Here is a 17,500-nt window from a genome sequence, read left to right as displayed (position 1 = left end):
TATGATTGTTCTATTGAATAAATGGATCGAAGGGATTTCATAAGGAGGAAGCAAGATGAATGTAACGATATATGACGTAGCGAGAGAAGCCAATGTTTCCATGGCGACCGTATCACGGGTGGTCAATGGAAATCCGAATGTTAAGCCGGCAACAAGAAAGAAAGTACATGAAGCGATCGAACGTCTGGGCTATCGTCCGAACGCAGTAGCCCGTGGACTAGCAAGTAAGAAAACGACGACGGTCGGAGTTATCATTCCTGATATTTCCAGTATTTTCTTTGCCGAGCTTGCGCGTGGAATCGAAGATATTGCCACTATGTACAACTATAATATTATTTTGAGTAATTCCGATCAAAACAAAGATAAGGAACTTAACCTCATCAACGCTATGCTCGGAAAGCAAGTGGACGGCCTGATTTTCATGGGCGGTAATATTACAGAAGATCATATCCGTGAATTCAAGACGTCTTCTGTACCGATTACGTTGGCTGCGACGGTCGATGAATCGATGGAAACTCCAGCTGTCAACATCAATTATGAAGAAGCTGCCTATGATGCAACCAAATTACTGTTAAGCCACGATCACGATCGTGTCGCATTTATCTCTGGGCCGGAAGAGACGATTATTAATACGCAGAAACTGGAAGGGTACAAGCGCGCCATGAAGGAAAGCGGAGCTGACAAAGCGGAAGATCTTATTATCACGGGGGATTACTCCTATGATTCCGGACTGGAAGCAGTCGATCAAATGATGGAAATGGACAATCATCCGACAGCGGTTTTTGTCTCCTCTGATGAAATGGCTCTTGGAGTGATTCACGGTGCTCAGGACAAAGGACTTCGTGTACCGGAAGATATGGAGATCTTTGGCTTTGATAACACGCGCCTTGCTACAATGGTCCGTCCGACGCTCTCCACCGTTGTTCAGCCGATGTATGATATCGGTGCCGTTGCTATGCGCCTGTTGACGAAACTAATGAATAAAGAAGAAGTGGAAGAGCAGAACGTCATTTTGCCACACCGAATTATTGAAAGAAACTCAACTCAGTCGAAATAGTACCGATATTAAAAGTATTACGGTACTTTTTCCGAACTGAGGAGAGATTGGCATGACAAAAAAAGATTTAATGACTCCGATCGGAATTACTATTGGATTCATCATGGTAATGTTCGGTATTATGTCCAGTGCAGGATTCAGCGGGGTCACATCATTTATACAAGCTTCTTCCATCATCATCGTTATCGGCGGTTTGATCGCTGCGTTAATGGTCAACTTTAACGTAGGTGAGGTGAAACTCACCTTCCGTGTGATGAAAGAGGCATTTAAACAGCATGATAGGAACCTGAGGGAACTGATCAGCTTATTTGTTCGATTATCAGAAAGGGCGCGACGAGAAGGACTGCTTGCGTTGGAAGCAGAGCTCGACGAAGTGGATGATCCTTTCATTAAGAAAGGCATTCTTCTTGCTGTGGACGGAATCGAGCCTGAGGTCATCACAGATATCATGAAGGCCGAAATCAATGCAGTGGAGGAGCGCCATTATCGAGGTCGGGCAATCATTGAGAAGGCGGGGGAGTATGCTCCTGCCTGGGGAATGATCGGGACTCTGATCGGTCTTGTACTCATGCTGCAGAGCCTGTCCAATCCTGCAACACTCGGGCCTCAGATGGCCGTTGCCTTATTGACCACTTTTTATGGAACACTGTTGTCGAATCTTGTGTTTATCCCAATGGCTGGAAAGCTGGAAAACCGTACGGATCAGGAGCTCTTCATGAAACAGGTGGTTATTGAAGGCGTCATTGGAGTACAGTCCGGGCAAAATCCGAAAGTACTGGAAGAAAAGCTGAGCGCTTTTCTTTCTGACGAGGACAAGCGTTATGTAGAAGAAGAGAAGCAGGCGGAATCTATGGGAGAAGCTGCTAATGAAGCGTAACAGGAAGAAGAAGCAGGGGGGAGCCCCCCAGTGGATGACTACATATGCAGACATGATTACATTAATCCTTGTCTTCTTCGTCCTGCTTTTTTCCATGTCGCAGATCAACCTCGTCAAATTCGAAGCGCTTGCGGAATCATTCCGTAATCGGATGATCTTCGACTTCTATCCGTCGGCAGTGGAGAATGACTACCCGACGGAACAGGCGAAAGCGCAGGAAAATGGAGAAAAGAACAATGAGTACGAACTGCCTGATAATGATAAAGAACAGGACAAGGAAGAGAAGAAGGATGCCGAAACGGAAGACCTGGAAGAATTGAAAGCAGAAGTGGATGAGTATATAGAAGAGAATGAACTAGGTGATATCATATCCGCTACTCAGACAGAGCGGGGGGTGGTACTCGTTTTGGAAGAACAACTGCTGTTCGAGACGAGTAGTGCCGAGGTGCTGGATGGCGCCAAGCCGTTTCTTTCGAAGGTTGGTACGCTGCTTGACAACATTCCGAACTTTGTCAAAGTCGAGGGGCATACGGATAACAGACAAATTTCTTCCTTCCGTTACCCTTCCAATTGGGAACTCTCCGGAGCGAGAGCCAGCAGTGTGATACGGTACCTGCTGGATCAAACCGAGACGCTGGATCCGAAGAGGTTCACTGCGGTCGCCTATGGAGAAACGAGGCCGATTGCTCCGAATGATTCAGAGGCGAACTGGAGTAAGAACCGCCGTGTCGAAATTGTCATACTGGATCCTGAATATGAAGGCAGTAATTGACTTCCCGGGCCGCTACTTTTGTAGTGGCTTTTTGTTTTTATAATGGCATCCGACTGACCATCCGCCCCTTGCATCTGAAGAAGTCATCTTCAGCAAGCGGAACGGTTTTGCATCCCTTATGTAAGATAGAGCTTATCCCTATGTATCCATGGGGTTTTATCCGCATTAATTTTCTTTCGGGCTCAAGTTTCCCGGCATCCAGAAGAAAGGCCCCTATTAATAATTAGGGGCCTTTCTTGTTCCTTCTAGGATGGATTGTATTTTTTCTGGTTATGAATGAGCTGTAACATTTTTTCAAGCAGCTTGGCATTTTTTTCGGTGATTTCCTGTTTGCGCGGAATCGGCTTGTATCCGCCGGCAGGATCGTGCCAAGTGTAAGGCAGGGAAACGGGAGCTTTCTTCTGCCATTGGGTAACCCACGCTTCCGGGATGTCCCCGTGAAAGGGCTGTCCCTCCTGCATGATCCGCCATAACTGGGACCATGCTCGTGGAACAACACGCCAAATATCGTAGCCTCCTCCGCCAAGGGCAATCCACTTCCCGTCGCAAAATTCATGTGCGAGCTCATGGGCCAGCTTTGGAATGGTTTCATAGGTTTTCATCGTTGAACATAAATGCGTAAGAGGGTCGAGGAAATGGGCGTCTGCCCCATTCTGCGTAACAATGACGTCTGGTCGGAAGTAATCAACAATTTCTCTGAAAGCGGATTCATAATTAGTTAAGAATGATTCGTCTTCTGTGAAAGCATCGATGGGTAGGTTAAAGGAGTAACCGTATCCTTCCTTCAGTCCGCGTTCGTTCACATTCCCTGTGCCTGGAAACAGGTACCGCCCCGTTTCATGGATCGAGAACGTACACACATTTGGATCGTCGTAAAAAGCCCACTGCACCCCATCTCCGTGGTGGGCGTCGGTATCGACATACAGCACTTTGCAATCGTATTTTTGACGCAGGTACTTAATGCCGACAGCTCCGTCATTATAAATGCAAAAGCCGGAAGCTTTCCGCTCAAAGCCGTGATGGAGACCGCCTCCAAGGTTCAAAGCGTGCTGGACCCGTCCTTCCATAACAGCGTCGATGGCGGACAATGTACTTCCAACCAACAGGCGGGAGGCGTCGTGCATTCCCTGGAAAATAGGTGTGTCCTCTGTGCCTATGCCGTATTCCAAACCCTCTTCATCTCCGAGTCTTCCTTCACCGGCTTTCTTGACAGCCTGTATATAGGATTTACTGTGCGCGAGCGCCAGCTCTTCTTCTGTAGCCATCCGCGGTTGGATAATATCCGTTGATTTCAATGCATCCATGTTCTCCAACAGATCCTTGGTCATAACCACCCGTAATTGATTGAAGGGATGGTCCTCACGGAAATGGTAGGTAGTGAAATCGTCCGAATACACAAATCCGGCATGGCAGCTCATACAGACATCCCCGGTAATTTAGGCCACAGGACATCGTAGCCTTCTTTCGTCAAATCTTCGATGGTTGGAAGGGGATTCATCGTCTGGATGCGGACGACAATTACTTTATAAGAAGAGTCGGGCTTATACGGATAAATCAGGACGGAACTGATGTTCACTTTTCGCTTTCCGAATACCGCCATCACCTGCGGCAGGATCCCAGGCTTGTTGATGACTTTAATCTCTATTTGGGAGCTTTGCACATTCGTACCGGTCAGTTGAATCATTGTATACAGCATGTCTTTTTCTGTGACAATGCCTACGAGCTTATCATCTCTCGTTACAGGAACACAAGCGATCTCCTGCTCATAAAAGATGGAGGCCGTCTCTTCGACGAAATCAAGGGGGTGAACCGTCGTTACCGGTGATGTCATGATTGTATGGATCGGCTTCTTCCATTCCTGGGGATTGCTGTCTTCGTCGAAAATGGAAGGACTGGCATCGCGGACATCGCGATCTGACACAATGCCGATCACCTTATTCTCTTCGTCCACGATTGGAAGATGGCGGATATGATGCTGATGGAGCAGTTTCATCGCCTTTTCAATCGTTTCGGAAGGGGGGAGCGTAATAACCTCTTTTTTCATTATTTCTTCTACTAACATACAGCTACCTCCTCATCTGGCGGTATTGATGTCTTGCTAAGAAACGGAGACGATCGAAGGCTTCTATAGAAGCTTCGGGAACGTTCCTTCCTACCTTTACCATTAAACAATTGGCCGGGTGGGAAATGATCTCGGGATCGTCGGTCGGGGCGGGGGTCAAACCTCCTGCGGCCATCATCTTTTCCATCACTTTTCGGTAGTCCCAAATATTGAGGCCGGTTCCTTTTAAATCCCAGTGCCAGTAATATTCGGTACTGATGATGATGTAGTTCTCCATATACGAGTCCATCATGGAAACTTTAAGCAGTCTGGAGCCAACCCTGTAACCTCGAAAGGAGGGGATGACTTCGATCGCACCCAGTTCTATCAGGTCCTCCATGCCACCTTCCGACCAGCGTTCCAGAGGATCGGGGTGAAGGTATGTAACATACCCGACGATGATGTCGTTGTGTCTGGCAATGATGATTCGGCCTTCGTCAAAATCTGCGATTTCTTTGACTGCTTCAAACTGCTTCTGAGCGGGGCGGAAAGCGGTCAGCTGTTCGTGGAAGGTATAGGACGACAAGTCCAGAGAAGAAAGGGGGCCTTCCACGATCACGGGACCTTCCTCCGTATCGATCGTTTCACGATAATAGGTTTTTTCATGGTTCATTCCGTCACCACCTGAAAAATTAATAGAATCTTGTTGTCTTCATTATACATGAAAAGTATAACTTTTAAATTGGAAACCAAAAAGGGAGCTCTCCTCCTATGGAGAGAGCTCCCTTTTCGTTCCATATCCTTATTCTTCCGGTGTCTCTTCCTCCTGATTCTCTTCTGGAGGAGCATCTTCTGTTTCTTCTTGTGTTTCTTCGTCCGCAGCAGCTTCTTCCGTGTTCTCCGTATCTGCTTCTGCCGGTGATTCTTCGGATGAATCATTCTCTTCCTGCTCAGCAGGTTCTTCGTTCTGCGGTTCACTCTCTTCGGTTTCCTGCTTCGGCTCCGGCTCTGGTTCCGCGCCGGGGTTTCCAACGGTTACCGGAGAAGATAGGGAGGACTCTTGTCCGAAATAATCCACTGCCTTCACGGCGTAGACGCCGTCTCCGGAAAATTTATAGGAGGTGGAAGCTGTGCTTCCGATGAGAGAAAAGGATCCGCCGGGGGAGGCAGCCGTGTAAACACGGTACCCCACGACATCGCTGCTTCCGGAAGCCTGCCAGTTCAGGGTTGATCCACTTACGGAAACGGACCCGGGCGCACTTGGCGCCTTCCCGTCGTTATCAATCGAGGATTTCGTCGAACCGATGGCATCGGAAGACGGAAGCCCGACTTTGTTCCATTTGGCGTTATTCGGAATCAATGCCCGTAATACGGCAGGGCTTGTGTATCCATTCTCCTTCAAAAATTCCGGGCTGAGTGTGACTCCGCCGCCGTCAAGAATGAACTCTTTTGGAGTATTCGGTCCAGCTTGAACCAAATTGCCTTTCACGCGGACGAAATTGCCGCTCACGAGGCTGTCGTCTGTTTTCGTCGGTGCGTAGTCTGCATCATAAAGATCAGAGGCAGCGAGTCCGACGGAAGAACAAAGATCAGAGGTGAGAAGCCCAGATGTTGCGCAATAGGATCTCGTTACAAGTCCGCCCGGGCTTTGGAAGTTATCTTTCGGAATCATCAGCTCCGGATCGACTTCCGAAGCGGCGTTGACGACGTCGGCCCATAATCCTTGCGTCCGCTGGTTGTAATTCATCCCCTGCATATTGCCTTCAGCAAATCCTGTCCACATGCCCACGGTTACGTTCGGATTGGTCGCGACAAACCACGAGTCTTTTGTCGCCTGGGAAGTACCCGTTTTACCGGCCCAGTCAACGCCACGGTTCTGTATCAATCCTTTGACGCGTGATCCGGTACCGTAGTCGAGGACATCGCGCATGACGTCGATCGTCAGGTAAGCGGCCTGCGGGCTGAAGACGTCGGTTTCCTGCTTCTTATGCTGATAAATGACGTCGCCGTCTTTTTTCTCGATTTTTTCGATCATATAGGCATCTACGAATTTACCCATGTTTCCGAACGTGGCGTAGGCGTTGACGTTGTCTTCGACGGTGATGCCATGTGTAAGTCCACCAAGGGCCATGGACTCGTTGCTGTAGTCTCCTTCAGCCAAGTGCTCTTTCATACCCATTTTATCTAAGTAATTCTTCACCGGGTTTATATTTCTTATTTCGTTGTATTGCTTGACAGCTGGTACGTTATAAGACTGGGCAAGTGCATACCTTGCTGAAACAAAGCCTTTATGCCCACGGGAGAAGTTCCGTACCTCTTTACCCGGCTGATCTCTATAGGTGTATGGTACATCGGCAATGACGGAGCCGGGCTGGGCGGCTCCCGTGTCGAAACTTGGACCATAAACAAGAAGAGGTTTCATCGTACTACCGTTCGATCTCCGTGCCTGGGTGGCGTGATTATAAGGGTTCTCATCGAAATCATAGCCGCCGATGAAGCCGTAAATCTTCCCGGTTGAATTTTCGATGATGATGCTTCCGAGCTGTAAAGGGCTGTCTATCTTGTACGGCTCTCCTTTTTCGTTATAGACCGTCTTTTTTCCCCATGGCCAATTGGATTTTGTGTATGCATCCCGTACTTTTTGCATAGATTCATAGACTTCTTTGTCAATCGTCGTATGAATCTTGTACCCGCCCGAGCTCAGCTCGCGTTCCGCAAGCTCTTCATATTCCTGGGCAAGTGCTTCGTCTTCCTTCAAATCTTTCTCTGTATGGCCGTTCTGTTTCAACAGATAAGCTTTAATTTTCTCTTTTGCCCGTTTCTGAATTTCCTGGTTGATGGCAGGGTAGGCGCTGTTGGCTGTTGTCTTAGGTTCGGCCAATGTCTCCCCACTTATTTCGAAAGCCATCGCCTTGTCGTATTCCTCTTTGGTGATATATCCACCGTCAAGCATCCGCTCGAGCACTTCATGCATCCGGTTGATGCCGGGTTGAAGCAGCTCTTCTTCTTTAATCGATCCATCATTATAAAACGGTGTATACGCGAAAGGGGATTGCGGCATCCCGGCAATATAAGCGGACTGGGCGAGCGACAGTTCATCCGCATTAATGCCGAATATACCTTGAGCGGCTGTCTGGATGCCTGCGATGTTCTGCCCGTTTGCATTTCTTCCGAACGGGACAATGTTCAGATAGGCCTCCAGGATGTCGTCCTTATTCATAAATTTCTCCAGGCGCAGAGCGAGTACCATTTCCTTTGCTTTCCGCTCGAAGGAAACTTCGTTTGTCAGGATCTGGTTTTTCACAAGCTGCTGGGTCAATGTACTTCCACCGGTTTTGACAGAGGAATTAGTCACTTCCTGGACGATCGCGCGCATGACAGATTTTGGGACAACTCCTTTATGTAGGTTGAAGTTTTCGTCCTCTGTTGCAATGATCGCGTTCTTCAAATGATCGCTGACTTGATCGAGGGAGACTTCTTCTCTATACAAATCGGAGCTGACATCACCGATTTCCGACTCATCGTTGAAAAACATCGTCGAGGTTTCGGCATAGTTATAAATCGTATCCGTCATGTCGGCCTTGCTTCTCAACGGCTCGTCTTTGACGAGAGAAGCGAAATATCCGGCACCGACGCCTCCTGCGAAGAATAAGCCTACGACACCGATGATGATGAAGAACAGGATGACGTTCCAAACGACATCATAAGTGATCCTGGTCTTCTTCTGGATGGCTCCTTCTTCCCACAGGGTACGGAAACTCTTTCTATTTCGACCTTTCTTTGGGTTATCAGACATAATAATACCTCCTAAAAAATCCACCCATATTATAACACACCCCGTCATCTTAGGACATCATTCGCTCGAAGGTGCAGTTGCATTTTTCATGACGATATGATAAAAATAGAGAACATAGTTGAATAGAAGCGCGTGGAACGATTGAAGTAAACAGCAAGTCCCTGCTGCAGAGAGCTGACGGTCGGTGAAAGTCAGTGTATACTTGTTTGTTGAATTACGATCCGGAGCATCTCCTGGTGTGAATCAGGAGACGGTGAACAGCCGTTATGGATACAAGTGGCACAGCTGTTGTTGTGCAACAAGGGTGGTACCGCGATAAGACCTCGTCCCTTTTTTGGGGAGAGGTCTTTTTTGTGTTTTCCGACGTAAGCGCCCCACGCAGCCACAGTAGGAGAATGGAGGAAACACTATGGATTTGTTACAGGATTTACAAAACCGTGGACTGATCAATCAGATTACGGATGAAGAAGGTTTGAAAAAGCATTTGGAAGAGAAACAGGTGACGTTGTACACCGGGTTTGACCCGACAGCTGATTCCCTTCATATCGGTCACCTGCTTCCGATCTTGACGCTGAAGCGATTCCAGCAGGCGGGACACCGCCCAATCGCTCTTGTCGGTGGGGGGACAGGTATGATCGGAGACCCGAGCGGTCGTTCGACAGAGCGTCAATTGAACAGTGAGGAAGTCGTTCTCGGTTACAGCGAATCTATCAAAAATCAGCTTGCGAAGATTCTTAACTTTGATGAAGGGGAGAACGCAGCTGTTGCTCGCAACAATCATGAATGGCTTGCTCAAATTTCCATTATTGATTTCCTTCGTGACACAGGGAAGCATTTCGGAATCAACTACATGCTTGCCAAAGATTCCGTAGAGTCCAGAATCGAAAACGGCATCAGTTTCACGGAGTTCACCTACATGATACTGCAATCTCTTGACTTTAAAGTGCTTCATGAGAAAGAGAATGTCACATTACAGGTCGGAGGCAGCGATCAGTGGGGCAACATTACTGCAGGACTGGAACTGCTCCGTCGTACAGCTGCCGGAGAGAAGGAGATAGAAGCTTACGGATTGACGATTCCGTTGATGACAAAGGCGGACGGGACGAAGTTCGGGAAGACGGCTGGTGGAGCTGTTTGGCTGGATCCGAAGAAAACGAGCCCTTACGAGTTTTACCAGTTCTGGATCAACAGTGATGATCGCGATGTAATCCGTTTCTTGAAATCTTTCACTTTCCTGTCTATGGATGAAATTGCAGAACTGGAGAAAGAAGTGCAGGAGCACCCGGAGAAGCGCACGGCTCAGCGCCGCCTAGCAGAAGAAGTGACGAAGCTCGTTCATGACGAAGAGGCATTGAAGCAGGCAGAGCGTATTACCGAAGCTTTGTTCAGCGGAGATATCAAAGCGTTGACTGGTACAGAAATCGAGCAGGGATTCAAGGATGTACCTGCCTACACTTCTGAGGTTAAAGATCCGCAGCTTCTTGATTTGCTTGTGGATGCGGGCATCGCTTCTTCCAAGCGTCAGGCACGTGAAGATATCGGTAACGGTGCGATTTATATTAATGGAGAGCGTAACCAGGATTTGAAGCATGCGATCGGGGAAGCGGATCGTATCGAAGACAAATTTACGATTATCCGCCGCGGGAAGAAGAAATATTTCTTAATCCGTTTCGAAGGATAAATGATGAAACTCCCGGCCGTCAGGTCGGGAGTTTTTTTCACTAAAAGGCGGGGAGTTTAGGGTATAAAAAAGAGCAGCGCCGGAAATCCGGTGCTGCTCTTTTTGGTATCCGTTAATCTATTAACGGGAGTAGAATTCAACGATAAGTGCTTCGTTGATTTCAGAAGGAAGCTCAGAACGCTCAGGGAAGCGAGTGTAAGTTCCTTCACGCTTGTCCGCGTCGAAAGTAAGATATTCTGGTACGAAGTTGTTCACTTCGATAGCCTCTTCGACAACGTTAAGCTTTTGAGATTTTTCGCGAAGTGTGATCACTTGACCAGGAGCTACGCGGTAAGATGGGATATCAACGCGACCACCATCAACAACAACGTGACCGTGAGTTACAAGCTGACGCGCTTGGTTGCGTGTACGAGCAAGACCGAGACGGTACACAAGGTTATCTAAACGGGATTCAAGAAGGATCATGAAGTTTTCACCGTGGATCCCTTTCATGTTACCAGCCTCTTCGAACATGCGGCGGAATTGACGCTCAGTCAAGCCGTACATGAAACGAAGCTTCTGCTTCTCTTGAAGTTGAAGACCGTATTCAGATATTTTTCTACGTTGGTTTGGACCGTGTTGTCCAGGAGCGTAAGGGCGCTTTTCTAGCTCCTTACCAGTTCCGCTTAAAGAAATGCCATAGCGACGTGATTTTTTCCAGGTTGGACCTGTATATCGTGCCATAGGAATTTCCTCCTTTTTTATTTTATTTTGCATAAAATAAAAACAGTGTGTCCCTCGTTCCACTGCTCATTATGTTTTCATGCACCTTCGCCCCAGCAGCAGAGAGTTACGCGATGCACCTCGTAGTAGAGGAACAAAATGATAACAATGACGGTTCACATAGGCTGCCATTTATTTTACACAACGACCATTATAATTTTATTTCGACAGGAAGTCAAGAGGATATCGCTGAATTACGGACCGTATGAGGAGAGATTTATGCGAGGATAGGAAAACATTTGAAATTTGCGCACTCAAACTATTTATTGTGATAAAAGTAGTGGTAAAATATAACTAATACATTCGGAGGAAGTAAGGTGAACTTAAATGATAATTGATTCACAGTTGGATGATCAATTGATTCCGTTGCAGAGCCGGTTGTTTCAAATGGCCGTTGCTGGTAAAGCCAAAACCTTTGAGCGGTTTGTCCAGGCAATGGCTGGAGAGATGAAACGATTTTTGCGTGCGGATTATGGAGCAATTTATTATTGGGATGACTGGAAAGGCCGTTATCGCCTTCATGTAGAACCGAATGCAGAGCCGCTTGCGATACGAACGGATTTTTCCAAGGAAGAGGTGGAAGATGAGGACGGGCAAATGAAATCCAGGGAATTTCTTGCGGAATGGGTTGTATCCGAACCGGAGTTTTCCTTCTCCATCATTCCTTTGCAAACAGAAGATCACCTCCATGGTTTTATCGTAATCGGAGTGCGGGGGGCTGGAATGCCGGAACGGAAACGGGAAGAGCGGTTGTCCGGAGAGGTACTGAAATGCCTGAAGCAGGTCGAGGATTACTATGAGGTTTATGAAGAACGTTGTAAATACGAACTGCTGTATAAAGTAACCTCCCATTTTCATTCTTCCATTGATACGGACGGAGTTCTCAGTGAGATTGTCGCTACCCTGCGAAAAGTATATCCGGAATTCTCTTATAACCTGCTGCTTTCCCAGGATTATACGACCAAGTCCGACCTTCCCGTACAGGAACTGCGTTACGATAAGGAAGCCGGTTCAGAGGCAAGCACGCAGGCGTATCTGACAGGCGAACTTCAAATAGAAGACCGGCTGCAGGAGGGACGTTCTTTTCTTTATGCTCCCCTGAAGGGCAAGCAGGGGGTGTATGGAGTGCTGCAGGTAGCAGCTCCTGACTATCTGTATTTTCCAAAGAAAGACATTGAATTCTTTTTATTGATTGCAAATACGGCAGGGAACGCTCTGGAGAATGCGAAGCTTTATCAACAGTCACGTAAGCTGAATAATGACTTGAAATTAATCAACGCCACCTCCAAAAAATTGAATTCCAATATCCGATTGAATGAGAAAATCTCTTATATATCAGAAGAAATTGAATCCTCTTTCCAGGCGGATGAAGTGGGATTTGCTACTTTCCTTGAAGGGGGAGGCTATCAGGTGCTTGAGGGCAGTTCCAGCTATTTTACCATGAATGACCCGCAGGATTTCCTTGAGGAAGTCGAACGTGTCATGGTGGAAGAGAGTGGTCCTTTATTCATCAGTGATGTAACAACGATGAACACCCCCATTTCCTCAGATTTCCGATCAGTAATGGCTGTTCCGATGACAGACCACGATCACATCAGCGGGCTCGCCGTCGTCATGCACAGGGAACCATGTATATTTTCTTTCGAGTCGTTCAAACTGTTGAAATCGCTTGTCCATCATTCCACACTAGCTTTTGCGAATTCTATTCTTCGGGAAGAACTGGAGCAGACGGTCGTTACGGATTATTTAACGAAATTAAGTTCAAGAATCCACTTGGACCAAAAAGTAGCAGCACATATAGAGAAGGATGACAGCGGACACTTCCTTTTATTTGACATTGACGATTTTAAAGCGGTTAACGATACCTACGGCCATCAGATCGGGGATGAGGTGATCTGTCAAGTGGCGAGAATCATTAAGCGCTGCACAGCTGACGTCGGTGTGGCTGCCAGATGGGGCGGAGAAGAGTTGGCTTTGTATGTTCCGGATTTGACTGCTCAGGAAGCCTATGATTATGCAGAAACGATCAGAGTGGAAGTGGAAGAGCATACGCGTCCATCCGTGACGGTTTCGTGCGGAATTGCTTCGTGGAAGAAAAGCGGTCAAGCTCCTGGGCAGAAGCAGTTAGTCCAAGTAGCCGATGCTGCTTTGTATAAGGGGAAGGAAATGGGGAAAAACGTGATCATTCATCAGCATATCCAACCATGATACAAAGAAAAGCCGCCTGTTACGGCGGCTTTTCTTCTTATTCATTAAAGGAACTGTTGAAGTGTTTCAACAAAGTTTGTTAACTTCTCTTCGTCCACTTCATCAAATCTGTCTTCAGACGGGCTGTCTATATCAAGGACCCCATAGACCTCCCCATCTTTGTAAATAGGAACAACGATCTCAGAACGGGAGGCGGCATCACAAGCGATATGACCAGGGAAAGCATGGACGTCAGCGATTCGCTGCACTTTGCCTTCGGATACAGCAGTCCCGCAGACCCCTTTGGCCGCCGGAATTCTGACACAGGCAGGAAGGCCTTGGAACGGCCCTAATACAAGTTGGTCCTCTTTCCACAGGTAAAATCCAACCCAGTTCACATCCTCAAGGAATTGGTTGAGAAGAGAAGAAGCATTGGCTAAGTTGGCAATTGCGTCGGATTCATCCTCAATTAATGCTTTTAATTGTTTGTTTAATAGATCATAATTTTCCTGCTTCGTTCCAGTGTACATAGATGTTTGAAACACAATATTACCTCCATATTCAATAGATTCGACAAAATCAAGGAGCGATCTGTCGGGATTTGGTGCACGATTACCGGCAGGAATAACCACAAAGGTGGAGAATTTATTCCCAGAGGGGGAAAAGCAATGAACCGACAGAATGTAACTCGTGACAAAGTCTTAGATGTCGCTTGCCGTCTTTTCTACAGCAACGGTTTCCATGGCACCTCTGTACGCGATATAGCCAAGGCGGCCGATGTCAATGTCTCGTTAATCCATTATTACTTCAAAAGTAAACAAGGTCTGTTTGAATCTCTCGCCGTCAGTTATTTCGAACCTTACTTGGAAATGCTGGAAAGCGAGCAGCCCTCTGCTGCTGAGAATAACATGAATGAATTAGTGAAAAAAATTCTACATTATAAGCAATCCCATTATCAACTATCTTGTTTGCTGTACAGAGAATTATCGTTGAATACTGTATTTGCACGGGAGATGCTTGTGACGTATCTTGCGAAGGAAAACCATTTGTTCAGCCAGCTTTTATTCAGCAAGAGCTCACAAATGGACATCACTTTTAAGGAAAAAATCTGCCTCCTTCAGTGGAAGGGTTTATTAAATGCTCCCTTTATGATGCCGCAGGAGTTTAAAGACCCGTTCATTACAGAAGCTTCTATCGACCACTTCGTCCGTGTGTATAGTGAGCTTATGGAAGAACGTAAGTCCGTCCAGATGATCTCTAACGTGTAAGAAGCTGGGTTGAAATGTCCGACAGTCCCTGGCCGAGAGCAGCGGCTTGGTGTGCGTCAGATCCATATATAAGAGGTATTCCCATAGCATAGGCCTTTCTTGCGATCTCCACCGGCGGATAGGTCTCTTTGCAATGGGCCTTTTTCAACCCGGCACCGTTATAGTCAAGCGTCATGGCGCAATCTTTAACAGCATGTAGAACGTGGGAAGACAGAGTTTCCCATCCTTCAGGGGCGGGATACAGCTCCTGAAACTTTTTCACCAACGTCATATGACCGATTCGTCCGGGCTTCCATGGCCCTAAATCAGCCCTTACAGAATCAATCAAACGCTGGTTGTATGCCACATACAGCTGTTGGAGATCTCCGAAGTCCTTAACGGCTTCTTGAAACATTTCCGGACTGTAATCAATACAGTACCAACCTTGACTGCCTTTGAGGAAGTGGACGGATAATATGCTGTCATCAAGAGAAGGTCCGTACGTATCCAGCAGAGCTGTCGTTTCTGACTCATGCCCTTTTATATAATCGATTTCCAGCCCCTTTTGCACCAGTATATCTCCACTGTATTCATTTTTCACTACATCAACCGCATGTAAATAGGCCTCTAAATCTTCCAATTTCATACCGCTGTCTTTTTCCGGAACAGGATCCTGGAAGGTAGCGGGGAGAGGGGCGTGTTCCGTGAATGTCATGGATTGATAGCCTAGTTCGATTGCCTGCTCCACGTACATTTTTAAGCTGTCAGATGTACCGTGAGGGCAGTAAGGGGAGTGAATATGTCCATCTTTCATAAGTGGTTTCTCCTTTGTGATAGAATTTTTTGTCAATAAGTAGATATTTTTGAAATAATTTAGCCAAAAAGTTGATTTACATGGTATCATTATAAACAATAAAAACATATATCGGAACGTAATTAATCCGTTGTACAGTCAGGGTAAGGAGGCTATTTATGAAGTTCGTCATAGGGGCTATATTACTACTAGTGGCATTTTTCATCATAGGGATGATCTGGCGGAAAAGAGTCTATGATGAAGTAGATCGCCTGGAGAGTTGGAAGATGGAAATCATGAACCGTCGAGTGAGCGAAGAGTTGTCCAAGGTTAAGAACTTGAACCTCTCCGGTGAAACGCAGGAGAAGTTCGAAGCGTGGCGCGAGCGCTGGGATCGGATCCTCACCGTAGAACTGCCAAGCTTGGAAGAAGACCTTTTTGATGCCGAGGAAGCTGCTGACCGCTATCGGTACAGAAAAGTGAAAACGACCATTCAGCAGACGGAGAGGAAGCTGATCTCTGTCGAGGAAGATATCGACGGTATGCTGCAGGAACTGGAAAATCTCCTTGACTCAGAGAAACAGAGCAGGCAGGAGATTGAAGCGATTGAACCGGAATTAAAAGAGCTGACGAAAATCCTGATTCAAAACAGGCACCAGTACGGAAAGGCTGTACGGATCTTTGAAGAGCGTGTCGATGCTCTTAAAGAAAAATTAGCTGAGTTCGAGCGTTTAACGGAACAAGGGAATTATTTGGAGGCAAACGCTCTCGTGCAAAGTGCGCGTGAAGAGATTTCCGCACTTCAGGAAGATGTTGAATCCTTCCCGGATCGTTTTAAGAAGGTAAAGACGGAACTTCCGGGGCAGTTGAAAGAATTGAAGAGTGGAATGGAAGATATGAAAGCCGATGGATATCGAATTGAACATTTCGATTTTCTCCCGGAAGTCCACGACTATGAGAGCCTTCTCGCGGACAAGTTAGTGAAAATGGAGCAAGCAGACCAGTCAGGTGTAGAAGAAACGGTTGTAGAGATAGAATCAAGAATTCAAGAGATGTATCAGCTTTTGGAAAGTGAAGCGGTAGCACATCACCATGTAGAGAAGCAGTTCCTTCCCCTTAAAAATCAGCTGGAAGACCTAGAACGAGTCATCGTTTCCACCGAAAGTGAGCTGGATGAGATGCAGACAACTTACCAGCTGGAAGATGGAGATACGGAAACATATCGCGGGCTGAAGCATGCTTTTAGTCAGCTTGCTAAGAAGATGATGAGCATTGATTATAAGAGGGATGACGGGGAAACAGCTTTCGTTGAACTTCGTGATGAGTTGAAGCAGGTTCAGGAGCAGTTGAAGGAGTTGAAAGAGCAGCATGAATCCTTTGATGAACGGGTCCAAACGCTTCGTAAAGATGAACGTGAGGCGAAGCAGAAACTCGGCAGGATGGAAGATCTGCTCCTGGAGACACATCGACGCTTGAAGCGGAGCAATATACCTGGAATACCGACGTCTATTTATGCAGATATGAAGGCTGCAAGTGAGAAGATCGATGAGGTCTTTCTGAATCTTGAACAACAGCCGTTGGATATGCCGCTCGTTCTTGAGAAGCTGGAGGAGGCAGTCCAGATGACAGAACGATTAAATGAAGATGCCGAGTCGGTGATGGAGAAAGCTGCATTGGCTGAACGTGTGATTCAATACGGCAACCGCTACAGAAGCAAATACCCGCTCCTCGCTGCCAAGCTGCTGGAAGCGGAGGAGAAGTTCCGAACGTATCATTACGAAGAAGCTTTGAACGAGGCTGCGAGAGCAGTGAAAGAGGTCGATCCTCAGGCAATGGCTAAAATCGACGCGGAAGAAGAAGTGATGGTTTAGGATGTGGAGCCTATGAAAGAGAAGTGGTTGGCTGCCGGACTGGGCGTCGGAATGTGCCTCGTTTGGTTCGGTGTTCTGGCTGTTTATCTTTGGATGCCTGAAAGCGCAGATGATAGGACAGCGAGCAATCACAGCATGCATGCACCGCAAATGAAGGATAAAGCGGTCAGCTCTCAAGAGCTTGCCCGGCGGTATGTAAGTTCCGGCGAGGAGGCGGTCGAGCACAACACCGTTCTCGGAAAACAGATGCTCACGAAAGAGTGGACAGAAGATATGCAGAAAGACGGTAAGGTCAGTATCGATACAGTATTGAACTCATTGGAACTGCAAGTTTCTGTTGCAGATAACAGTTGACGAAGCACCTGCTGAAGCGGGTGCTTTTATTTTGTGGTGATGGGATGATACGGTGCAGCGGT

The 17,500-nt window shown here is 47.1% G+C and carries 15 protein-coding genes and 1 other annotated feature; of the genes, 8 read left to right on the top strand and 7 right to left on the bottom strand.

The features are described 5' to 3' along the window. Positions 1-55: 55 nt before the first annotated feature. From ccpA to motS, 3 genes are read left to right on the top strand one after another with little or no spacing between them, the layout of a single operon-like run. The gene (gene ccpA, locus AXG56_RS08800; protein WP_008635440.1) at positions 56-1,057 is read left to right on the top strand and encodes a catabolite control protein A; all 1,002 of its coding nucleotides are present in this window, start codon (positions 56-58) and stop codon (positions 1,055-1,057) included. Between the two features lie 52 nt (positions 1,058-1,109). Then, positions 1,110-1,934, top strand: coding sequence for a flagellar motor protein MotP (gene motP / locus AXG56_RS08795; protein ID WP_008635438.1), 825 nt, complete (start codon positions 1,110-1,112; stop codon positions 1,932-1,934). Beyond that, positions 1,924-2,706 (top strand): flagellar motor protein MotS, encoded by a 783-nt coding sequence (gene motS / locus AXG56_RS08790; RefSeq protein ID WP_062514047.1) that lies wholly within the window; start codon positions 1,924-1,926, stop codon positions 2,704-2,706. The genes motP and motS overlap by 11 nt, the downstream gene beginning before the upstream one ends. A 245-nt stretch (positions 2,707-2,951) precedes the next feature. Here motS and AXG56_RS08785 read toward each other — a convergent pair whose 3' ends face one another. From AXG56_RS08785 to AXG56_RS08770, 4 genes are all read right to left on the bottom strand, one after another. Then, on the bottom strand, positions 2,952-4,124 hold the full coding sequence (locus AXG56_RS08785) for an acetoin utilization protein AcuC (protein WP_062514038.1): 1,173 nt from the start codon (positions 4,122-4,124) through the stop codon (positions 2,952-2,954). Continuing rightward, on the bottom strand, positions 4,121-4,768 hold the full coding sequence (locus AXG56_RS08780) for an acetoin utilization AcuB family protein (protein WP_008635431.1): 648 nt from the start codon (positions 4,766-4,768) through the stop codon (positions 4,121-4,123). Before AXG56_RS08780 ends, AXG56_RS08785 begins: the two co-directional genes overlap by 4 nt. Positions 4,769-4,772: 4 nt before the next feature. Next, positions 4,773-5,420 (bottom strand): GNAT family N-acetyltransferase, encoded by a 648-nt coding sequence (locus AXG56_RS08775; protein WP_008635429.1) that lies wholly within the window; start codon positions 5,418-5,420, stop codon positions 4,773-4,775. 129 nt (positions 5,421-5,549) lie between these two features. Further along, positions 5,550-8,543: a transglycosylase domain-containing protein gene (locus AXG56_RS08770; protein WP_062514034.1), complete on the bottom strand. Its 2,994-nt coding sequence runs from the start codon at positions 8,541-8,543 to the stop codon at positions 5,550-5,552. 124 nt (positions 8,544-8,667) lie between these two features. After that, positions 8,668-8,877 (top strand) — a binding site (T-box leader). A gap of 75 nt (positions 8,878-8,952) precedes the next feature. On the opposite strand from AXG56_RS08770, the gene tyrS reads away from it, so the two are divergent. After that, positions 8,953-10,224, top strand: a complete 1,272-nt coding sequence (gene tyrS / locus AXG56_RS08765; protein ID WP_008635421.1) for a tyrosine--tRNA ligase — start codon at positions 8,953-8,955, stop codon at positions 10,222-10,224. A gap of 120 nt (positions 10,225-10,344) precedes the next feature. Here the strand turns inward: tyrS and rpsD are convergent, their stop codons facing one another. Further along, positions 10,345-10,947 (bottom strand): 30S ribosomal protein S4, encoded by a 603-nt coding sequence (gene rpsD, locus AXG56_RS08760; protein WP_008635420.1) that lies wholly within the window; start codon positions 10,945-10,947, stop codon positions 10,345-10,347. A 366-nt stretch (positions 10,948-11,313) separates the two neighbouring features. On the opposite strand from rpsD, the gene AXG56_RS08755 reads away from it, so the two are divergent. Beyond that, on the top strand, positions 11,314-13,194 hold the full coding sequence (locus tag AXG56_RS08755) for a sensor domain-containing diguanylate cyclase (RefSeq protein ID WP_026577093.1): 1,881 nt from the start codon (positions 11,314-11,316) through the stop codon (positions 13,192-13,194). Between the two features lie 44 nt (positions 13,195-13,238). Here AXG56_RS08755 and AXG56_RS08750 read toward each other — a convergent pair whose 3' ends face one another. Beyond that, positions 13,239-13,718 (bottom strand): GAF domain-containing protein, encoded by a 480-nt coding sequence (locus AXG56_RS08750; protein WP_008635418.1) that lies wholly within the window; start codon positions 13,716-13,718, stop codon positions 13,239-13,241. Positions 13,719-13,841: 123 nt separating this feature from the next. Here AXG56_RS08750 and refZ point away from each other — a divergent pair, with 123 nt between their 5' ends. Beyond that, positions 13,842-14,441 (top strand): forespore capture DNA-binding protein RefZ, encoded by a 600-nt coding sequence (gene refZ / locus AXG56_RS08745; protein WP_026577094.1) that lies wholly within the window; start codon positions 13,842-13,844, stop codon positions 14,439-14,441. Here refZ and hisJ read toward each other — a convergent pair. Next, positions 14,431-15,234 carry a histidinol-phosphatase HisJ gene (gene hisJ, locus AXG56_RS08740; RefSeq protein ID WP_062514032.1) on the bottom strand — a complete coding sequence of 268 codons (804 nt, stop codon included), beginning with the start codon at positions 15,232-15,234 and terminating at the stop codon, positions 14,431-14,433. The genes refZ and hisJ overlap by 11 nt on opposite strands. Before the next feature lie 158 nt (positions 15,235-15,392). Here hisJ and ezrA point away from each other — a divergent pair, with 158 nt between their 5' ends. Beyond that, entirely contained in the window at positions 15,393-17,084 is a 1,692-nt protein-coding gene (ezrA, locus tag AXG56_RS08735) for a septation ring formation regulator EzrA (RefSeq protein WP_008635401.1), read from the top strand. Between the two features lie 12 nt (positions 17,085-17,096). Then, positions 17,097-17,438, top strand: coding sequence for a hypothetical protein (locus AXG56_RS08730; RefSeq protein ID WP_062514030.1), 342 nt, complete (start codon positions 17,097-17,099; stop codon positions 17,436-17,438). Positions 17,439-17,500: the final 62 nt, after the last annotated feature.

It is taken from the genome of Halobacillus sp. KGW1 (genome assembly GCF_001592845.1).
GTDB lineage: Bacteria > Bacillota > Bacilli > Bacillales > Halobacillaceae > Halobacillus.
Note: the sequence above shows the minus strand (reverse complement) of the source record. Positions and strands in the feature narration are given on the sequence as shown.